Genomic DNA, 17365 nt, shown 5'->3' with positions numbered 1-17365 from the left:
ACACGATTTGTCCAGCTCACCGGCCCTGGATTCAGCCGCTTCTGCGCATCGTCTTGAGTTGAACATGCGCATCGCACTTCTGTCGTACCGGAGCAAGACCCACTGTGGTGGGCAGGGCGTCTATGTCCGCTACCTGTCCCGCGGCCTCGCGGACCTGGGCCACGAGGTCGAGGTGTTCTCGGGCCAGCCCTATCCGGAGGAACTCGATCCCCGCGTTCGGCTGACCGAGGTGCCCAGCCTGGACCTCTACCGGGAACCCGATCCGTTCCGGATCCCGTGGCCCAACGAGATCAAGACGTCGATCGACCTGCTCGAGCTGCTGACCACGTGGACGGCGGGCTTCCCCGAACCCCGCACCTTCAGCCTGCGCGCCGCGCGGGTGCTGGCCGAACGTCGCCACGAGTTCGACGTCGTGCATGACAACCAGTGCCTGGGCACCGGGCTGCGCAAGATCGCCGGGCTCGGCCTTCCGGTGGTCGCCACCGTGCATCACCCGATCACCCGCGACAAGGTGGTCGACGTCGCCGCCGCCAAGTGGTGGCGCAAACCGCTGGTGCGACGGTGGTACGGCTTCGCCGAAATGCAGAAGCAGGTGGCATGCGAGATCCCCGAACTGCTGACCGTGTCGTCGACGTCGGCGGCTGACATCGCCGAGGACTTCGGCGTCGCGCCCAGCCAGTTGCACGTCGTGCCGCTGGGCGTGGACACGGCGATGTTCAAGCCCGCCGAGCGACGGGTACGCAACCGCATCATCGCGATCGCCAGCGCCGATGTTCCCCTCAAAGGCGTCAGGCACCTGCTGCACGCAGTGGCCCGCCTGCGCGTCGAACGCGATCTCGAACTGCAGCTCGTCGCCAAGCTGGAACCGAACGGTCCGACCGAAAAGCTGATCGCCGAGCTCGGCATCTCCGACATCGTGCACAGCTCCAGCGGGTTGTCCGACAGCGAGCTGGCCGACCTGCTGGCCTCGGCCGAAGTCGCTTGCATCCCATCGCTTTACGAAGGGTTCTCGTTGCCGGCGGTGGAGGCCATGGCCAGCGGCACGCCCATCGTGGCCAGCCGCGCCGGTGCGCTGCCCGAGGTGGTGGGCGCCGACGGCGTTTGCGCCCGGCTGGTCAAGCCCGCCGACGTCGACGAATTGACGGCGGTGCTCGGCGAACTGCTCGACTCACCGCGTGAGCTGGCCCGCCTCGGCGCGAACGGACGCAAGCGCGCGGTAGAGGTGTTCAGCTGGCAATCGGTTGCCGCGCAGACGGTTGCGGTCTACGAGATGGCGCGCGAACGGGTCGGCGCATGCTGACGGTCGACTTCGACCGGCTCGGCGTCGGCGAGGGCACGAAGGTGATCGACGTGGGTTGCGGCGCGGGCCGGCACAGCTTCGAGGCCTTCCGGCGCGGAGCGGACGTCGTCGCGTTCGACCAGAGCGCCGCCGATCTCAACGACGTCGACGAGATCCTGACAGCCATGCGCGAGCAGGGTGAGGCGCCGCCGACGGCCAAGGCCGAGGCGGTCAAGGGTGACGCGCTCGATCTGCCTTATGCCGACGGCACTTTCGATTGCGTGATCGCTTCGGAAATTCTCGAACACGTGCCCCAGGACGAAAAGGCGATCGCCGAGCTGGTCCGGGTGCTCAAGCCCGGCGGAACGCTCGCCGTCACGGTGCCGCGGTGGCTCCCCGAGAAGCTCTGCTGGGTGCTGTCCGACGAGTACCACGCCAACGAGGGCGGGCACGTGCGGATCTATCACGCCGACCGGCTGCGCGACAAAGTGCTCGCCCATGGCCTTCGACTCGAGCACACCCATCATGCGCACGCCTTGCACTCCCCGTACTGGTGGCTCAAATGCGCGGTGGGAACCGAGAATTCGGATCACGTCGCGGTGAAGGCGTACCACCGGATGTTGGTGTGGGACATGATGAGCCGCCCGTGGCTGACCAAGACGGCCGAGTCGCTGCTCAACCCGCTGATCGGCAAGAGCGTCGCGTTGTACTTCACGAAACCGGTGGGTGCAGGTGCTGACGCCTAAACTCGACGGCGTCCCGGGCGTTCCCGGGGTGCTGACACCCGAACAGTGCCGTCAGACCGCGAAATCGATTGCCGCTACCCAGGAATCCTCGGGTGCGCTGCCGTGGTTCGACGGAGGCCACACTGATCCGTGGGATCACATCGAGAACGCGATGGCACTGACGGTCGCCGGGTTGCTGGAGCCGGCACGCGCGGCGTTCGAATGGTCGCGCACGCACCAGCGCCGCGACGGATCGTGGCCCATCCAGTTGCGCAACGGCGTCATCGAGGACGCCAACAGCGACAGCAACTTCTGCGCCTACATCGCCACCGGCGTGTGGCACCACGTGCTGGTCACCGGCGACCGCCGTTTCGCGGAGACGATGTGGCCGGTGGTCACCAAGGCGATCGACTTCGTGCTCGGCATGCAGCTCAGTGGCGGTGAGATCGCCTGGGCGAGAAGTCCTTCGGCCATCGAACCCGAAGCCCTGCTGACGGGGTGCGCAAGCATCTACCACAGCATCCGGTGTGCGCTGGCGCTCGCGGACTACTTCGACGACCCGCAGCCGGAATGGGAGGTCGCGGTCGGCAGGCTCGGCCACGCGATCGCCCACCATCCCGAGGCGTTCACGGTGAAGGACCGCTGGTCGATGGAGTGGTACTACCCGGTGCTGACCGGCGCGGTGCGCGGTCCCGCTGCGCGGATGCGGATCGACGAGCGGTGGCACGACTTCGTGGTTCCCGGCCTGGGTATCCGCTGCGTAGACGACCGGCCGTGGGTGACCGGGGCCGAAACCTGTGAACTGGTACTGGCTTTGGACGCGATGGGTGACGCGGTGCGCGCCAGGGAGCAGTTCGCCGCGATGCACCATCTACGTGAGGACGACGGCTCCTACTGGACGGGTCTGGTGTTCGCCGACGGCAAGCGCTGGCCGGAGGAACGCACCACGTGGACCGGCGCGGCGATGATTCTGGCCGCCGACGCGCTGTCGTCGACGTCGGCCGCCAGCGGCATCTTCCGGAGCGCGGACCTTCCGCGCGGCCTCGAAGGCGAGTACGACTGCGAGTGTGCGACCAGCGACCGCTAGTCCAGCGGCTCGCCGACGACGCCGTCCGTGCGCTCGAGCACGCGCATGGATCCGGTTGCCGAAACCTCGCGAAAATGGTTGGTGTTCAACGCCCGTTGGTAGATGTGGAACGGCGCCTGCCCGCCCTCGTCGGGGTTGGGGAACACGTCATGGATGACGAGCGCCGCGCCCACCTCCACCCATTTGGCCCAGCCGTCGAAGTCGCGCTGTGCGGCTTCCTCGGTGTGGCCGCCGTCGATGAACAGAAAGCGCAACGAAGTTCGCCATCCCCGCGCCACCACCGGTGACCGGCCGACGATCGCGACGACGTGGTCGTCGAGGCCGGCGGCGTCGAGCGTGTGCCGCGCCGTCGGCAACGTGTCGAACAGGCCGGTGACGGGATCGACCATCGACTCGTCGTGGTACTCCCACCCCGGCTGGTGTTCTTCTGAGCCGTGGTGGTGGTCGACGGTGTAGATCACGCCGCCGGTCTGCTGTGCGGCGGCGCCGAGCAGCACGGTGGACTTGCCGCAGTATGTGCCGATCTCGACGCCGATGCCGTCGCCGAGGTACTTCACAGCAGCGTCGAACAGGGCCCGGCCCTCGTCGTGGGGCATGAATCCGATGACCTGCTCGGCAAGGGCGAAGAGTTCGTCTGTGGTGCGCATCGGTGACTCAATCTAGTCGCAGCGGATCGTTGCTGGTGCAGGGGTATTGTAGTAGCGTCCGGACATGTGTCCGACACGGCCATGGAGTCGACTCGGCGCCGTCTGACCGCCAAACAAGCCGACACTGTCGACCGCCTCGGTCGCGCCGCGGTCGAACTGCTCAACCGCGATGGCTTCGCCGGTCTCACGGTGCGCCGAGTGGCCGCCGATGCCGGCGTCGGGGCGGCCACCGCCTACACCTACTTCTCCTCCAAGGAACACCTTGTCGCCGAGGTGTTCTGGCGCAGGCTCGCGGCATCGCCACCGGCGGCGCACGAGTCCGAGGACCCCGCTGCCCGGGTCATCGAGGTGCTGCGCCACATCGCCTTGCTGGTCGCCGACGAGCCCGCGTTCGCCGGTGCGGTGACGACGGCGCTGCTTGGTCGCGACCCCGACGTCGAGGTGCTGCGGCTGCGCATCGGCCGCGCGATCCGCGACCGGCTGGCCGTGGCGTTGGGCGCCGACACGGATCCCGACGTCATCGACACGCTGGAGATGCTGTACTCCGGCGCGCTGGTGCGCGCCGGCATGGGATACGCGTCGTACGCCGAAATCGCGGAGCGACTGGAGAAATCGGCGCGGCTGATCCTGAACTGATCCTCAGCGCGAGCCGAGGATCGCCACCGAAGCGGTGATCGCCGGCTCGACGATGCCGCCCAGATCGTGGCCGTCCTCGACGAAGAGCGCGGTCAGCTCGCGCAGGCCGCCAAGGATGATGAGCGCCAGGGGACGCGACAGCGGAGCCAGCGAAGCGCGTTCGAATCCCGGCGTGCTGCTGATGTCGACCAGCATGTCGGTGAAATGCTCCATGGCCTCGCGATGCAGCGGATGTGCGACGGCGCCCAGTGCGGGCGCCTCACGGATCCACGCCAGCGTGATGGCCGGTCGCGCCGCGATGTGGTCGACGTAGGCGGTCACCGCTGAGCGGATCTGGGCCCGCCAATCGGCATCGGGATCCGCCGCTGCGCGCACGCCGGCGATCATCGTCTCGTTGTTGCGCCGCAGCAGCTCGATCAGGCATTCCTCTTTGCTCGCGAACTGTTCGTAGAACGTACGCTTCGAGGTTCTCGCCTGCCGAACGATGTCGGCCACGGTGGTGTCGCGATAGCCGCGTTCGGTGATCGAGGCGGCCATACCGTCGAGCAGGCGGTCGCGGAACGCGCCGTCGGCCGCGGTATGCACGCCGTTGTCCAGCGCAGTGGTCATACCGCCTCCTCGACAGCCTTGCGTCTGCTGGTACCAAGCGGTACCGTACTACACGAACCTACGGTACATCGTAGTACCGGGGAACTGGCTGGGAGCGTCATGAGCGAAGCTTTGGTCGTCGAGAAGCCCACACCTGCAGCGGCGTCGCCTGCCGCGGTCAACCTGCCACCGAAGGCGCGGATTCCCAAGCCGCTGCTGGGTCTCGCGTTCGCGGTTTCGCGGCGCTGGACCGTCGCCCAGTTCGCCCGCCTCCACGGCCCGGTCTTCACCATGAACGTCCCGGTCTTCGGACGCACAATCGTCGTCGGCGACCCGCAGCTGGCCAAACAGATGTTCATGGCCAATACCGACGACGTCGGCAACATCCAACCCAACCTGTCGCGCGTGCTGGGCCCCGGTTCGGTGTTCGCGCTCGACGGGTCCGAACACCGGCGGCGGCGCCGGCTGCTGACACCGCCGTTCCACGGCAGGAGCGTCAAGAACTACGAGGCGATCTTCGAAGAGGAGACCCTGCGCGAATCGGCGAACTGGCCCGAGGGTCAGGCATTTCCGACCCTGGAACCGATGATGCGGATCACCCTCAACGCGATCCTGCGTGCGGTGTTCGGCGCCGACGGCGCGCAGTTGGACGACCTGCGGCGCATCATCCCGCCATGGGTGACGCTCGGTTCGCGCCTGGCGTCGTTGCCCGCACCGTCACGCACATACGGAAGGTTCAGTCCGTGGGGGCGGCTGGCCGAGTACCGCAGGCAATACGACGAGGTCATCGACAAGCTGATCGACCGGGTCACGGCCGACCCCGGATTCGAGGAGCGGACCGACGTTCTTGCGCTGTTGCTCGCCAGCACCTATGAGGACGGTAGCGCCATGTCCCGCAAGGACATCGGCGACGAACTGCTGACCCTCCTTGCGGCCGGACACGAGACCACGGCCTCGACCCTGGCCTGGGCGTTCGAGCGGATCACCCGCCATCCCGACGTCCTTGCCAAGCTGGTGACCGAGGCGGAGACCGACGGCAACGACTACCGCCAGGCCGTCCTTGGGGAGGTGCAGCGGTCGCGCACGGTGATCGACTTCGCGGGCAGGCACGTCTACGCGTCGACCTTTGAGCTAGGCGAATGGGTTGTCCCGCAGGGCTATACGATGCTAGCGAGCATCTCGCTGATGCACGACAGGGCCGCTGAGTTTCCCGATCCCGAGCGCTTCGACCCGCAGCGCTTCGTCGACGAGCGACCGCCGACGTTCGCCTTCATCCCGTTCGGCGGGGGGACCCGCCGCTGTGTCGGCGCCGTGTTCGCCAACGTCGAGATGGACGTGGTGCTGCGGACTGTATTGCGCCACTTCGTGATCGACACCACCGCGGCGCCCGCGGAGAAGACGCACTCGCGCGGCGTGGCTTACACCCCGAAGGACGGCGGCCGCATCGTGGTGCACCGCCGCAACACACCGCTCGCGCAGGAGGAGTGAAGGAACCGATGACGAACGCTACCGCCGCCGACCAGCAAGCCCCGGTCACACCCGGCAAGTTGCCGCCGGCGGTACCGCTGCCCAAACCCGTCCAGATGGTGCTGATGGCGGGATTTCGCCGCTGGTTCCTGGGCAAGGCGCTTCAGCGATACGGCCCGGTGTTCGCGATCAACGTGCCATTTTTCGGCCGCAGCGTGGTGATCGCCGATCCAGCGCTGATCCGCACCGTGTATCTCGCGAGCACCGACGACCTGATCAACGTCCAGCCGAACCTCAGCCGAATTTTCGGCCCCGGTTCGGTTTTCGCGCTCGACGGCGTCGAGCACCGCAAGCGCCGCAAGCTGCTCGCGCCGCCGTTCCACGGCCAGAGCATCAAGAACTACGAGAAGATCATCGAGGAGGAGACGCTCCGCGAGACCGCGACCTGGCCCGAGGGCGTCGAGTTCGCGACGCTCGAACCGATGAACCGGATCACGCTGAATGTCATCCTGCGCACCGTGTTCGGGGCTGACGGGGCCGAACTGGACTATCTGCGCGAGATCATCCCGCCGTGGGCCAAGCTCGGTTCGCGCATGGCGACATTGCCCGAGCCATCTTTCAAGACCGGTCGATACAGCCCGTGGGGCCGCCTGGAGACGTTCCGCCGCAACTTCGACCGGACCGTTTTCGCGTTGATCGACAAAGCCGAGGCCGACCCCGCTCGCGAGGAGCGCACGGACATCCTGGCGCTGCTACTGGGCAGCACCTATGAGGACGGCACCCCGATGTCGCACCAGGACATCTCCGACGAGCTGCTCACCCTTCTCGGCGCCGGCCACGAGACGACGGCGTCGACGCTCGGCTGGGCGTTCGAACGGTTGCGCCGCCATCCCGCGGTGCTGGCCAAGCTGGTCGAGGAGAACGACGCCGGCGGCAACGAGTACCGCCAGGCCTTCATCAACGAGTTGCAGCGCAACCGGACCGTCATCGACTTCTCCGGACGCCACGTGCTGGCACCGCATTTCGACGCCGGCAAGTGGCGGATTCCCCACGGCTACACCGTGATGGTGGCGCTGGCGAACATGCACGCCAACCCGGACGTGTTCCCCGACCCCGAACGCTTCGATCCCGACCGGTTCATGGGCAAGCGCCCGCCGACGGCGTGGGTGCCGTTCGGTGGCGGGACCCGCCGATGCATCGGCGCCGCGTTCGCCAACGTCGAGATGGACGTCGTACTGCGAACGATCCTGCGCCACTTCGTGATCGAGACCGACACTGCACCCGACGAGAAGGTGCACTTCCGCGGGATCGCGTTCACCCCGAAGGACGGCGGCCGCGTCGTGGTGCGCCACCGCCGGTAACCGAGCGCGTCGGTGTTCCTACTGGTTGGCCGTTTCGCGCTTGGGCAGCTTCCAGCCCGGGCGCGGGAAGTGGCAGGTGTAACCGCTCGGGTAGCGCTCCAAGTAATCCTGGTGCTCGGGCTCGGCCTCCCAGAAGTCGGCGGCCGGGGTCACCTCGGTGACGACCTTGCCGGGCCACAGTCCTGACGCATCCACATCGGCGATGGTGTCCAGCGCGACGCGCTTCTGCTCGTCGTCGAGGTAGAAGATCGCCGACCGGTAGCTTGTGCCGATGTCGTTGCCCTGACGGTTCTTCGTGGTCGGATCGTGGATCTGGAAGAAGAACTCCAGCAATGCGCGGTAGTCGGTCCGCGCCGGGTCGTAGACGATCTCAATCGCCTCGGCGTGGCCGGGGTGATTGCGGTACGTGGGATTGGCGTTCTCGCCGCCGGTGTAGCCGACACGCGTCGACACCACGCCCGGTTGCCTACGGATCAGATCCTGCATGCCCCAGAAGCAACCGCCCGCCAGGATGGCTCTCTTGTGGTCGCTCATGCTTGCGCCTCCTCATTCACGAACAGCTTCTTGTAATCGCCATACCCCTCGGCCTCGAGGTCGTCGAGGTGGATGAATCTCAGCGAAGCGGAGTTGATGCAGTAGCGCAACCCACCCTCTGCGCGGGGGCCGTCGGTGAAGACATGGCCGAGGTGGCTGTCGCCGTGCGCCGAGCGCACCTCGGTGCGGACCATCAGGTGCGAGAAGTCGCGCTTCTCGACGACGTTGGTCGCTTCGATCGGACGGGTGAAGCTGGGCCACCCGGTCCCGCTGTCGAACTTGTCGACAGAGGCGAACAACGGCTCGCCCGAGACCACGTCGACGTAGATGCCCGGCTCGTGGTTGTCCCAGTACTCGCCGGTGAAGGGCCGCTCCGTGCCGTTTTTCTGTGTGACCTGGTACTGCTCCGGCGACAACGCGTTCACTGCGGCCGGATTCTTGTTGTATTGCTTTGCCATAGTGCCTGTATAACCACCGAATCGACCGCCATGTTCCAGTCGGCGATTACGGTTGTGTGATGCGCACATTCCTCGCCGTGATGGCCGCTGTGCTGGCCGTGTGGGCGGCCCCGGCGGCAGCGGCCGAGACGGCCGTACTGTCCGAGCGGCCCGGCCATCCGGGCCTGCTGTTCATCGACAATCCCGCGATCGTCGACCCGCAGCCGATGCGCGCCGAGTCCTACAACCGCGTCGCGGGCGACCGCGCCGTCGGCGTGCACTTCACCACCGGCACCCCGCAGTGTTACGGCGTGCACGCGTCCGTGCTGGAGACACCCGAGACCGTCACCGTCGAACTCTTCGGCGGCGCGCTTCCCGAAGCCGCGGGCCGGCCGTGCATCATGATCGCGGTGTCGGGGATCCTCGAGGTCCCGCTGCAGAATCCGCTGGGCAGCCGCCAGGTGCTGACCGCGTTCTGACCCTCGACAAGCTCGGTAGAACGTGTTCTAGTTCTGGTGTGACGGGCAGCAGCACCTTCAGCCGCGACGAATTGGCCGCGGCGTTCCAACAGTTCGAGGCGACAGTCGACCGCGCCGCACAGACCCGCGACTGGGATCCCTGGGTCGACCAGTACACCGAAGACGTCGTCTACGTCGAGCACGCGGCGGGCACCATGCGCGGCCGCGAACAGGTGCGCCCCTGGATTTGGAAGACGATGGAGTCGTTTCCCGGTAGCTACATGACGTCGTTCCCGTCGCGGTGGACCGTGATCGACGAGGCGACCGGCCGCATCATCTGCGAGCTGGACAACCCGATGCGCGACCCCGGCGACGGCACAGCCATCAGCGCCACCAACGTCTCGATCCTCACCTACGCCGGCGACGGACTGTGGCGTCGGCAAGAAGACATCTACAACCCGCTGCGGTTCGTCAAGGCGACGGTCAAATGGTGCCGCAAGGCCGCCGAACTCGGCACCTTGCCGCCCGAGGCCGAGGAGTGGATGAAGCAGTACGGAGGAGCCAAGTGAGCAAGCTGGTCATCGGAGCCAACGGTTTCCTCGGATCGCATGTCACCCGGCAACTGGTGGCCGCAGGCCACGACGTCCGCGTCATGGTCCGCCCGAACGCGAACACCAAGAGCATCGACGATCTGCCGGTACAGCGTTTCCTCGGCGACATCTGGTACAACGACACGCTGCGCGCGGCCATGACCGGAGTCGACGACGTGTACTACTGCGTCGTGGACACGCGCGGCTGGCTCAAGGACCCCACGCCGCTGTTCTATACGAACGTCGAGGGCACCCGAAACGTGCTCGAGGTCGCCAAGGACATGCGTTTGCGGCGGTTCGTCTACACCAGCAGCTATGTGACGGTCGGCCGCAGGCGCGGGCACGTGGCGACCGAGGACGACGTGATCGTCGACAAGGGTTTGACGCCGTATGTGCGGTCGCGGGTGCAGGCCGAGACGCTGGTGCTGCAATATGCGCGCGAGCACGGCGTGCCCGCAGTCGCGATGTGCGTGTCGACCACCTACGGCGGCGGCGACTGGGGCCGCACCCCGCACGGCGCGATCATCGCCGGGGCGGCGTTCGGCAAGCTGCCGTTCGTGATGCGCGGTATCGAGTTGGAGGCCGTCGGTGTCGACGACGCCGCGCGCGCCATGCTCCTCGCCGCCGAGCACGGCCGAGTCGGCGAGCGGTACCTGATCTCGGAGAAGATGATCAGCAATGCGGAGGTGGTGCGCATCGCGGCCGAAGCCGCGGGGATGCCTGTGCCGACGAAGTCGCTCCCGCTGCCGGTCTCCTACGCGATGGCCGCCCTGGGCACCGCCAAGGCGCGGGTGACGGGCAAGGACGAGAAGTTCTCGCTCGGCTCGCTCCGGCTGATGCGCGCGGAAGCGCCGGTGGATTGCAGCAAGGCGCGACACGAATTGCGTTGGAGTCCAAGGCCTGTCGAGGAGTCGATCCAGGCGGCCGCCAGGTTCTGGGCGGGGCTGCGGGACGCGCGGCGTACGAGCAAGGCCGGTTAGCCCGCGAGTAGAGATGCCCGACAAGCTCCCCGTCGATTTGTCCGGTGCGCCGCAGACCATGCTTGCGACGTTCTACGCCAAGGCGCTCGACGCCGACTTGCCCAACGCGATCCTGGGTGACCGGTTTGCCAAGGACATCGTCGAGCGCATCGACTACGACTGGTCGAAAACAACGATCACGCCGGCCAATTCGGCATCGGTGACCACCCGCAGCGCGCACTTCGACAGGTGGACGCGCCAGTTCCTGGCCGCGCACCCGCGGGCGGTCGTGTTGCATCTGGGCTGCGGGCTGGACGCGCGGGCGTTTCGAGTGGACACCGGGCCCGGGGTCGACTGGTTCGACATCGACTATCCGGAGGTCGCGAGTCTGCGCACGCAGCTCTATCCGCACCGCGACCGTTACCGGGTGATCGGCGCCTCGGTCGCAGATGCATCTTGGCTGTCCGGAATCCCCTCGGATCGGCCGACTTTGATGATCGCCGAGGGCCTCACCATGTATCTGACGGAATCCGACGGTGCGGCGCTGCTGCGGCGGGTGGTCGACGGGTTTCCCTCCGGTGAACTGCAATTCGACGCGTTCAGCCGGCTCGGCATCCGGTCGCAGGTCCTGAACGCGGTGGTGCGGCGCTCGGGGGCGACGCTGCAGTGGGGGATTGACGGTCCGGACGACATTGCCGAGGCGGTGCCCGGTGTGCGGTTGCTGGCGTGGGTGTCACCGTTCGATTCGCCGACATTTCGTGACGTCGCCTGGTATTACCGGGCGATGGGGCGTGCGATGGCTGTGCTGCCGTCGCTGCGGTACATCGCGCAGTATCATCGCTGGGCGTTCTGACCGTTGCACTCGAAGCTGAAGATATGCATGCAAATGAGCGGTGGTTCGTGCAGAAGCTCAGTTTCGGGAGGCTAGCTACCGGACCTTGAGTTCGGCGATCACTTCCGCGTACAGGCGCGCCTTGATGGCACCGAACACCGTGCCGGCTTTGGCGGCCAGCGCACCGGCGCGCGTGACCGCGGTGTCGAGGACTTCACCCTCCCCGGCGGTGGCCGCGGCGATCCCCGCCGCGCGGGCGTCCTCGCCGCCGTAGCGTCGCGCCGTGGTCATCGCGTCGTGCGCGGTCGCGATCGGAAGGCGGGACCGGATGAGGGCGTTCATCCCAGCGGTGAACGGGATGCCGAGGTCGACCTCCGGCAGGCAGAAGAAGCCGCGATCGGCGCGCATGACGATCTGGTCGTGGGCCAGCGCCAGCATCGCACCGGCGGCGAACGCGTGCCCTTGCACCGCGGCGATGATCGGCGCCGGGAACGCCAGCACGCGTACCAACAGCGCGTGCACGTCGGCCAGATTGGCCTCGGCCGCATCGGGATTCGCGGCCATGAAGTCGAGGTCGAGCCCGTTGGAGTAGAACTTGCCGCTGCCCGTGGTGACGACGGCCCTCGGCCCGTCGGCGGCCTCCACCTCGTCGAGTGCCGAGTTCATCGCGGTCAGCCGGTCGGGGTGGAAGCGGTTCTCGTCCTCGCCGAGGGTCAACACGTACACCGCGCCGTGCCGTTCAAGTTCTGCCATCAGCCGATTACACCACCTACTTAGGAACAGACGGCGTACTACCCGAATAAGGCCTACCCGTCGTGGCACATCATCGCGGTAGCGGCGTGGTTCGGCGACCGACCGCACCAGCCGGCGTCGGCTCTTAGAACGGTGCCGGGTCGGCATTACGCGCCCGCTCAGCTCTGATCCGTGCGGCGAATTCGGCTGCGCGAGTGCGTCTTCGCTTCGGCATCTTCGCTGCGCGATCAGGTGTGGGCGGTGGAATATCCGGTGGCGGTGGCAAGTTGGCGGTGGTCGTGTCCCATTCGAAGAACAGCTTGCTACCGGGGTGGGTGGTATAGGTGTGGCCGCTCGGTGCGGTCCAGATGACAGTTCCATCCGGAAGCTGGACGTCGCGCCAGCCGTCAGGGCCGCCGCAGAATGTCTTCATCATGTGGTTCTTACGGCACAGGCATTTGAGGTTCGACGGATGCGTGGGCCCCAGGGGCCACGGGGTCGTGTGATCGATGTCGCAGAGGTCGGCAGGCACATCGCATCCCGGTGCGCGACAGTACATATCACGCATGCGCACGAATTCGGCCAGCGCCGCTGACGGCTGATACCGCGACTCGGCTTCCGACCTCGGCATCTTGATCGGGCGCACCTTCGCCCCGCGGCTGATCAGCCAGGGCAGTAGGAACGTGGGCAAAGCCCCTTGGCCCAGCAGTACTGCAGTGCCACGCTTCTCGGTTGTGGGAGCGGCCTCGCCTTCGGTTGCGCGAGTGGCATTGTCGAGCGCGGCTTGGTCGGCGATCACGTGTATGAGGACATTCGACGCATGCACACCGGCAGCGGCGCATGTCGGCGATCCGCACGCACAAGCCAATTGGTTATGGCCGGCCGCTAAGGCGCCGACAGCGTCGGCGCGCCGCTCGCCGATACTGCGCGGATCGTCGTCGCACAGCCCCTTCATCATCTCGGCGACGCGCCGTTTGAGGGCGGCCGCATCCGTGGCCAACAACCGGCCCCACACCGAAGTGGTGCCGGCCGGGTCGTCTTCGTCACCGAAGTGGAAGTCCCGGGTGCGGGCCGTAGCTTTTGATTTCCGCACCGCGAGCGGGTCGAACCGGTGGACGAGCGCGTCGACCGCATCGTCGAGTCGTCGCTCCGACAGCGGACTCAATCGAGACGCCCGTTGGGCGAGTGCGGTGTCGATGAGTGCCAACGCCTCAGGATCCTCGATCAGCGTGGTGCGCCATGTGATCGTCGAGACGATCCGCGCACTGATACCGCCCTGCTCGAACAACGCGGCCACCTGAGGCAGCCGCTCGCGCAGCGCCTGCGCGATGCGCATCTGCCCCGAAGCGCGGCGATGACCGACCGTCATCGCCGCAGCCACCTCGGCGGCGACGGCATCCCACGGATCGAACGCGGACCGCTGCCGCTCGTCGTCATCGCACACCTTGCGCCGGACCAACTCTGCAATGGCCGCGAGCCGGCGTGCGGCGGCTTGTGCCTCCGCACGTGCACCCTCGGCGATGGCGGCGACCACAGCGGCGTCGTCGGCCTCTGCGAAGTCCGATCCGAACATGTGTTCGACTATGCCATCGTCCACCGACACGTCCGGAATGCCGACCGCCACCTTGGGCGTTGGCCATGTCATGAGCGATCGACCCGTACTCGAGCCCACCGCGGAGCATCCGATCACCGTCGAGCCGACCGGCAGACACGTCACCGTCCGGGTGAACGGCGAGATCGTCGCCGACACAGAACGTGCGTTGACGCTTCAGGAGTCGACCTATCCGGCGGTGCAGTACATCCCGCACAACGACGTCGTCCAAGACAAACTCAGGCCCAGCGACACCCAGACGTACTGCCCGTTCAAGGGCGACGCCAGCTACTACGACCTGGTGACCGACAACGGCACCGTCGTCGAGGACGCCATCTGGACCTACCAGAAGCCCTACCCGGCCGTCGCCCCCATCGCCGGTCACGTGGCGTTCTACCCGGACAAGGCGGAGGTCACCGTCGTTCAGGCATAAACCGTCGACCCGGCATAACCTTGGCCGGTGCACACCTCGGTCAGCGTCGTCTTCGACGGCCCGGTCAGCCCCGCGTTGACCCTGGCGCCGCTGCGGCGTGGCCGGAAGGACCCCTGCTACTTCGACGACCCCGACGGCGCGATCTGGCGCACCAGCCTGATGCGCAGCGGCCCGGTCACCGCGCGCCTCACCAAATCGGCACCCGACACCGTCGACTGCGAAGCATGGGGCGAGGGTGCCAGGGAATTCGCCGAGACTCTGCCCGCCCAACTCGGCGCTTACGACGACAGTGTCGGCTTCGCGCCCACGGAACCGACAATCGCCGCGGCGCATCGACGCGTGCGGCATCTCCGGCTGGGCCGCACCGACCGCGTGCTCGAAGCGCTGATTCCGGCGGTGCTCGAACAGCGGGTCTACGGCAAGGACGCGCGCCGCGCGTGGCGGCTGCTGGTCACTAAGTTCGGCGCCCCCGCACCCGGTCCGGCGCCCGCGCACATGCGGGTGCCGCCGCCCGGTGACATCTGGCGCCGCATCCCGTCGTGGGAGTTCCACCGCGCCAACGTCGATCCGCGCCGCGCTCGCACCGTCGTCGTATGTGCTCAGCGCGCCGACTCCCTGGAACGGCTGGGCGCCCGGTCACCGGCCAGGGCGCGTGCCGCGATGGCGTCGCTTCCGGGGGTCGGTGAGTGGACCGCGGCCGAGACGAGTCAACGCGCGTTCGGTGACGCGGATGCGCTCTCGGTCGGCGACTACCACCTGGCGAAGATGGTCGGGTGGAGCTTGCTGGGCCATCCGATCGACGATCCCGCGATGGTCGAGTTGCTCGAACCGCTTCGCCCGCACCGTCACCGCGCTGTGCGCTTGTTGGAAGTGAGCGGTCTTGCGGTGCTTCCGCGGTTCGGCCCGCGCATGGCGATCCCGAATCTGATCGAGATGTGACGTCTGTGACGTGGTGATTATCCCGCCGACGCAGCGGGTAGTCGAAGCCTCGACACCGTATGCGTGCAAAGGAGCTTTTCCATGCCTAAGTCTCAGTACACCGTTCCGGGTATGACCGACAAAGACGCGGCCAAGATGGCCGAACTGTTACAGAAGCAGCTGAGCCGGTACAACGATCTGCACCTGACACTCAAGCACATTCACTGGAATGTGGTGGGCCCGAACTTCATCGGAGTTCACGAGATGATCGACCCGCAGGTCGAGTTGGTGCGCGGCTACGCCGACGAGGTCGCCGAGCGCATTGCGACGCTGGGCTACTCGCCGAAGGGCACGCCGGGCGCGATCATCGGCGACCGCTCCTGGGATGACTACTCGCTGGACCGCGACACCGTGCAGGCGCACCTGGCCGCACTCGATCTGGTCTACGACGGTGTCATCGAGGACACCCGAAAGAACATCGAGGACGCCGAGGATTCCGATCCGGTCACCGAGGACATGCTGATCGGCCACGCCGCCGAGTTGGAGAAGTTCCAGTGGTTCGTGCGTGCGCACCTGGAGAACTCGGGCGGCCAGTTGGCCAACAAGGGCGCGTCGACGGAGAAGGACGCCGCCAGCCAGGCCAAGAAGAAGGCGCCGGTTAAGTAGTCGCTTCGGGTGGAGGTGGCCGGCGTCCGTCGTCGCCACGCGCGGCGTCGGCGGCTTCCCGGTCGAGGCGCTGCGCGCGGTAGATCGAGACGTCGGTGCGCGACATCAACATGTAGGCGATACCGACGGCGACCATCGCGCACGGGATCACCGAGAACGAGCCGGTCATCTCCGCCACCATGATCATCACGGCAAGCGGCGCGTGCGCGACGCTGCCGAAGCACGCCATCATGCCGACGACGACGAACGTGGCGGGGCTGTCGGGGATCCCGGGGGCGTCGACCAGATCGCCGAGTCGCCACAGCGCGGCGCCGACGAACGCGCCTACCACGACACCGGGCCCGAAGATGCCGCCCGAACCGCCGGTGCCGATCGACAACGACGTCGCCAAGATCTTGGCGAGCGGTAGGAGCAGCACGATCCACAGCGGTATCGCCATCAGGGTGTCGGTGGCCGTGGCCTTCTGCGCCCATCCGTATCCGCTGGCCAGAACCTGCGGGATCGCCAGGCCCAGCAGTCCCACCGCGAGCCCGCCGACCGCGGGTTTGAGCACCTTGTGGCCCGGCATCCGAGCGGTCAGTGCGACGGTTCCGTAGAAGATGCGCGCGTAGAGGTAGCCGACGCCGGCCGCGACGATGCCGAGCACGACGAACCAGCCCAGATCGAGCGGGCTGTCGAAGCGGTAGTCGGCGGCGACGAATCCGAACAGCGGGTCGAAGCCGAGGATCGAACCGAGTACCGAGTAGGCGGTCGCCGAGGTGATGAATCCCGGTATCAACGCCCGGTAGTCGAAGTCCCGGCGGTACACGATCGAGGCCGCCAGCACCGCGCCGCCGAGCGGGGCGCCGAAGATCGCTCCGATACCAGACCCGATGCCCAGCGACACCGCGATCCGGCCGTCCTCGTCGGACAGGTTCAGCCAACGGGTCAGCATGGATCCGAAGCCTGCGGAGATCTGGGCGGCGGGGCCTTCGCGACCGCCGGAACCGCCCGACCCGATGGTCAGGGCGCTGGCGATGGTCTTGATCACGATGGCTCGTCCCCGGATGGCGCGGGGGTCGGTGTGCACGGCTTCGATCGCGCTGTCGGTGCCGTGTCCTTCGGCCTCCGGTGCGAACTTCGCGACCAGCCACGCCGATACGAGCGCGCCGCCGCAGACCACCAGCGGGATGGCCCACGGCCGGTCGAAGCCCGCCGAGCCGGGATCGCCGCCGTCGCCGACCGGTTTGGGGATCCGGTAGCCGGCCAGGTCACCGAGCAGGAAGTCGCCTGCATAGTCGAGCGCCAGATAGAACACCACCGCGCCGAGGCCGGCGATGACGCCGATCGCGATCCCGAGAATTAGCCACTTTCGGATGTAGCCGGAGCGTCGAACGAATCCCCCGAGGCCGCCGCCGGTTTCACGGGTCTCGGCCATGGTCTCCA

20 protein-coding genes are annotated in these 17365 nt (G+C 67.2%); 13 read left to right on the top strand and 7 right to left on the bottom strand.

Annotated elements, in window-relative coordinates; translation table 11 throughout:
- The first annotated feature begins 64 nt into the window (after positions 1–64).
- Genes AAHH99_RS03310 through AAHH99_RS03300 form a run of 3 tightly spaced genes read left to right on the top strand, consistent with a single transcriptional unit; the run spans position 65 to position 3091 of the window.
- Positions 65–1300: a glycosyltransferase family 4 protein gene (locus tag AAHH99_RS03310; protein WP_418767585.1), complete on the top strand. Its 1236-nt coding sequence runs from the start codon at positions 65–67 to the stop codon at positions 1298–1300.
- Positions 1294–2025, top strand: coding sequence for a class I SAM-dependent methyltransferase (locus AAHH99_RS03305; RefSeq protein ID WP_067080230.1), 732 nt, complete (start codon positions 1294–1296; stop codon positions 2023–2025). Before AAHH99_RS03310 ends, AAHH99_RS03305 begins: the two co-directional genes overlap by 7 nt.
- Positions 2012–3091, top strand: coding sequence for a prenyltransferase (locus AAHH99_RS03300; protein ID WP_418767370.1), 1080 nt, complete (start codon positions 2012–2014; stop codon positions 3089–3091). The genes AAHH99_RS03305 and AAHH99_RS03300 overlap by 14 nt, the downstream gene beginning before the upstream one ends.
- Here AAHH99_RS03300 and AAHH99_RS03295 read toward each other — a convergent pair.
- Positions 3088–3738: a class I SAM-dependent methyltransferase gene (locus tag AAHH99_RS03295; protein ID WP_418767369.1), complete on the bottom strand. Its 651-nt coding sequence runs from the start codon at positions 3736–3738 to the stop codon at positions 3088–3090. The genes AAHH99_RS03300 and AAHH99_RS03295 overlap by 4 nt on opposite strands.
- A gap of 66 nt (positions 3739–3804) precedes the next feature.
- Here AAHH99_RS03295 and AAHH99_RS03290 point away from each other — a divergent pair, with 66 nt between their 5' ends.
- A complete protein-coding gene (locus AAHH99_RS03290; RefSeq protein ID WP_418767368.1) occupies positions 3805–4374 on the top strand; it encodes a TetR family transcriptional regulator in 570 nt (189 codons plus the stop codon).
- Between the two features lie 3 nt (positions 4375–4377).
- Here the strand turns inward: AAHH99_RS03290 and AAHH99_RS03285 are convergent, their stop codons facing one another.
- Complete coding sequence (locus tag AAHH99_RS03285; protein ID WP_418767367.1) at positions 4378–4983, bottom strand: TetR/AcrR family transcriptional regulator; 606 nt, start codon at positions 4981–4983, stop codon at positions 4378–4380.
- Between the two features lie 99 nt (positions 4984–5082).
- On the opposite strand from AAHH99_RS03285, the gene AAHH99_RS03280 reads away from it, so the two are divergent.
- The gene (locus AAHH99_RS03280) at positions 5083–6450 is read left to right on the top strand and encodes a cytochrome P450 (protein ID WP_418767366.1); all 1368 of its coding nucleotides are present in this window, start codon (positions 5083–5085) and stop codon (positions 6448–6450) included.
- 8 nt (positions 6451–6458) lie between these two features.
- Positions 6459–7790 (top strand): cytochrome P450, encoded by a 1332-nt coding sequence (locus AAHH99_RS03275; RefSeq protein ID WP_067080430.1) that lies wholly within the window; start codon positions 6459–6461, stop codon positions 7788–7790.
- An 18-nt stretch (positions 7791–7808) separates the two neighbouring features.
- Here the strand turns inward: AAHH99_RS03275 and msrA are convergent, their stop codons facing one another.
- Positions 7809–8324, bottom strand: a complete 516-nt coding sequence (gene msrA / locus AAHH99_RS03270; protein WP_067080214.1) for a peptide-methionine (S)-S-oxide reductase MsrA — start codon at positions 8322–8324, stop codon at positions 7809–7811.
- Positions 8321–8782, bottom strand: a complete 462-nt coding sequence (msrB, locus tag AAHH99_RS03265; RefSeq protein WP_067080211.1) for a peptide-methionine (R)-S-oxide reductase MsrB — start codon at positions 8780–8782, stop codon at positions 8321–8323. Before msrB ends, msrA begins: the two co-directional genes overlap by 4 nt.
- Positions 8783–8841: 59 nt before the next feature.
- On the opposite strand from msrB, the gene AAHH99_RS03260 reads away from it, so the two are divergent.
- From AAHH99_RS03260 to AAHH99_RS03245, 4 genes are read left to right on the top strand one after another with little or no spacing between them, the layout of a single operon-like run.
- Positions 8842–9240, top strand: a complete 399-nt coding sequence (locus tag AAHH99_RS03260) for a hypothetical protein (protein WP_067080208.1) — start codon at positions 8842–8844, stop codon at positions 9238–9240.
- A gap of 38 nt (positions 9241–9278) precedes the next feature.
- Positions 9279–9788, top strand: coding sequence for a nuclear transport factor 2 family protein (locus AAHH99_RS03255; RefSeq protein ID WP_067080205.1), 510 nt, complete (start codon positions 9279–9281; stop codon positions 9786–9788).
- A complete protein-coding gene (locus tag AAHH99_RS03250; protein ID WP_067080202.1) occupies positions 9785–10789 on the top strand; it encodes an NAD-dependent epimerase/dehydratase family protein in 1005 nt (334 codons plus the stop codon). Before AAHH99_RS03255 ends, AAHH99_RS03250 begins: the two co-directional genes overlap by 4 nt.
- 13 nt (positions 10790–10802) lie before the next feature.
- The gene (locus AAHH99_RS03245) at positions 10803–11621 is read left to right on the top strand and encodes a class I SAM-dependent methyltransferase (protein WP_067080199.1); all 819 of its coding nucleotides are present in this window, start codon (positions 10803–10805) and stop codon (positions 11619–11621) included.
- Positions 11622–11696: 75 nt separating this feature from the next.
- Here the strand turns inward: AAHH99_RS03245 and AAHH99_RS03240 are convergent, their stop codons facing one another.
- Together AAHH99_RS03240 and AAHH99_RS03235 are read right to left on the bottom strand one after the other, a co-directional pair.
- Positions 11697–12353 (bottom strand): enoyl-CoA hydratase-related protein, encoded by a 657-nt coding sequence (locus AAHH99_RS03240; RefSeq protein ID WP_067080196.1) that lies wholly within the window; start codon positions 12351–12353, stop codon positions 11697–11699.
- Positions 12354–12477: 124 nt separating this feature from the next.
- Positions 12478–13977 carry an HNH endonuclease signature motif containing protein gene (locus AAHH99_RS03235; RefSeq protein WP_231983289.1) on the bottom strand — a complete coding sequence of 500 codons (1500 nt, stop codon included), beginning with the start codon at positions 13975–13977 and terminating at the stop codon, positions 12478–12480.
- On the opposite strand from AAHH99_RS03235, the gene AAHH99_RS03230 reads away from it, so the two are divergent.
- From AAHH99_RS03230 to AAHH99_RS03220, 3 genes are all read left to right on the top strand, one after another.
- Positions 13976–14356, top strand: a complete 381-nt coding sequence (locus AAHH99_RS03230; RefSeq protein WP_067080193.1) for a DUF427 domain-containing protein — start codon at positions 13976–13978, stop codon at positions 14354–14356. The genes AAHH99_RS03235 and AAHH99_RS03230 overlap by 2 nt on opposite strands.
- A 27-nt stretch (positions 14357–14383) precedes the next feature.
- The gene (locus AAHH99_RS03225; protein ID WP_418767365.1) at positions 14384–15295 is read left to right on the top strand and encodes a DNA-3-methyladenine glycosylase family protein; all 912 of its coding nucleotides are present in this window, start codon (positions 14384–14386) and stop codon (positions 15293–15295) included.
- Positions 15296–15376: 81 nt separating this feature from the next.
- The gene (locus AAHH99_RS03220) at positions 15377–15940 is read left to right on the top strand and encodes a Dps family protein (RefSeq protein ID WP_064418170.1); all 564 of its coding nucleotides are present in this window, start codon (positions 15377–15379) and stop codon (positions 15938–15940) included.
- Here AAHH99_RS03220 and AAHH99_RS03215 read toward each other — a convergent pair.
- Entirely contained in the window at positions 15933–17357 is a 1425-nt protein-coding gene (locus AAHH99_RS03215) for a chloride channel protein (RefSeq protein ID WP_418767364.1), read from the bottom strand. The two genes, AAHH99_RS03220 and AAHH99_RS03215, sit on opposite strands and share 8 nt — an antisense overlap.
- Between the last annotated feature and the right edge of the window lie 8 nt (positions 17358–17365).

This window comes from Mycobacterium neumannii (assembly GCF_048452905.1).
GTDB lineage: Bacteria > Actinomycetota > Actinomycetes > Mycobacteriales > Mycobacteriaceae > Mycobacterium > Mycobacterium neumannii_B.
The sequence above is the reverse complement of the archived record's forward strand: the minus strand, read 5'-3'. Positions and strand labels throughout refer to the sequence as shown.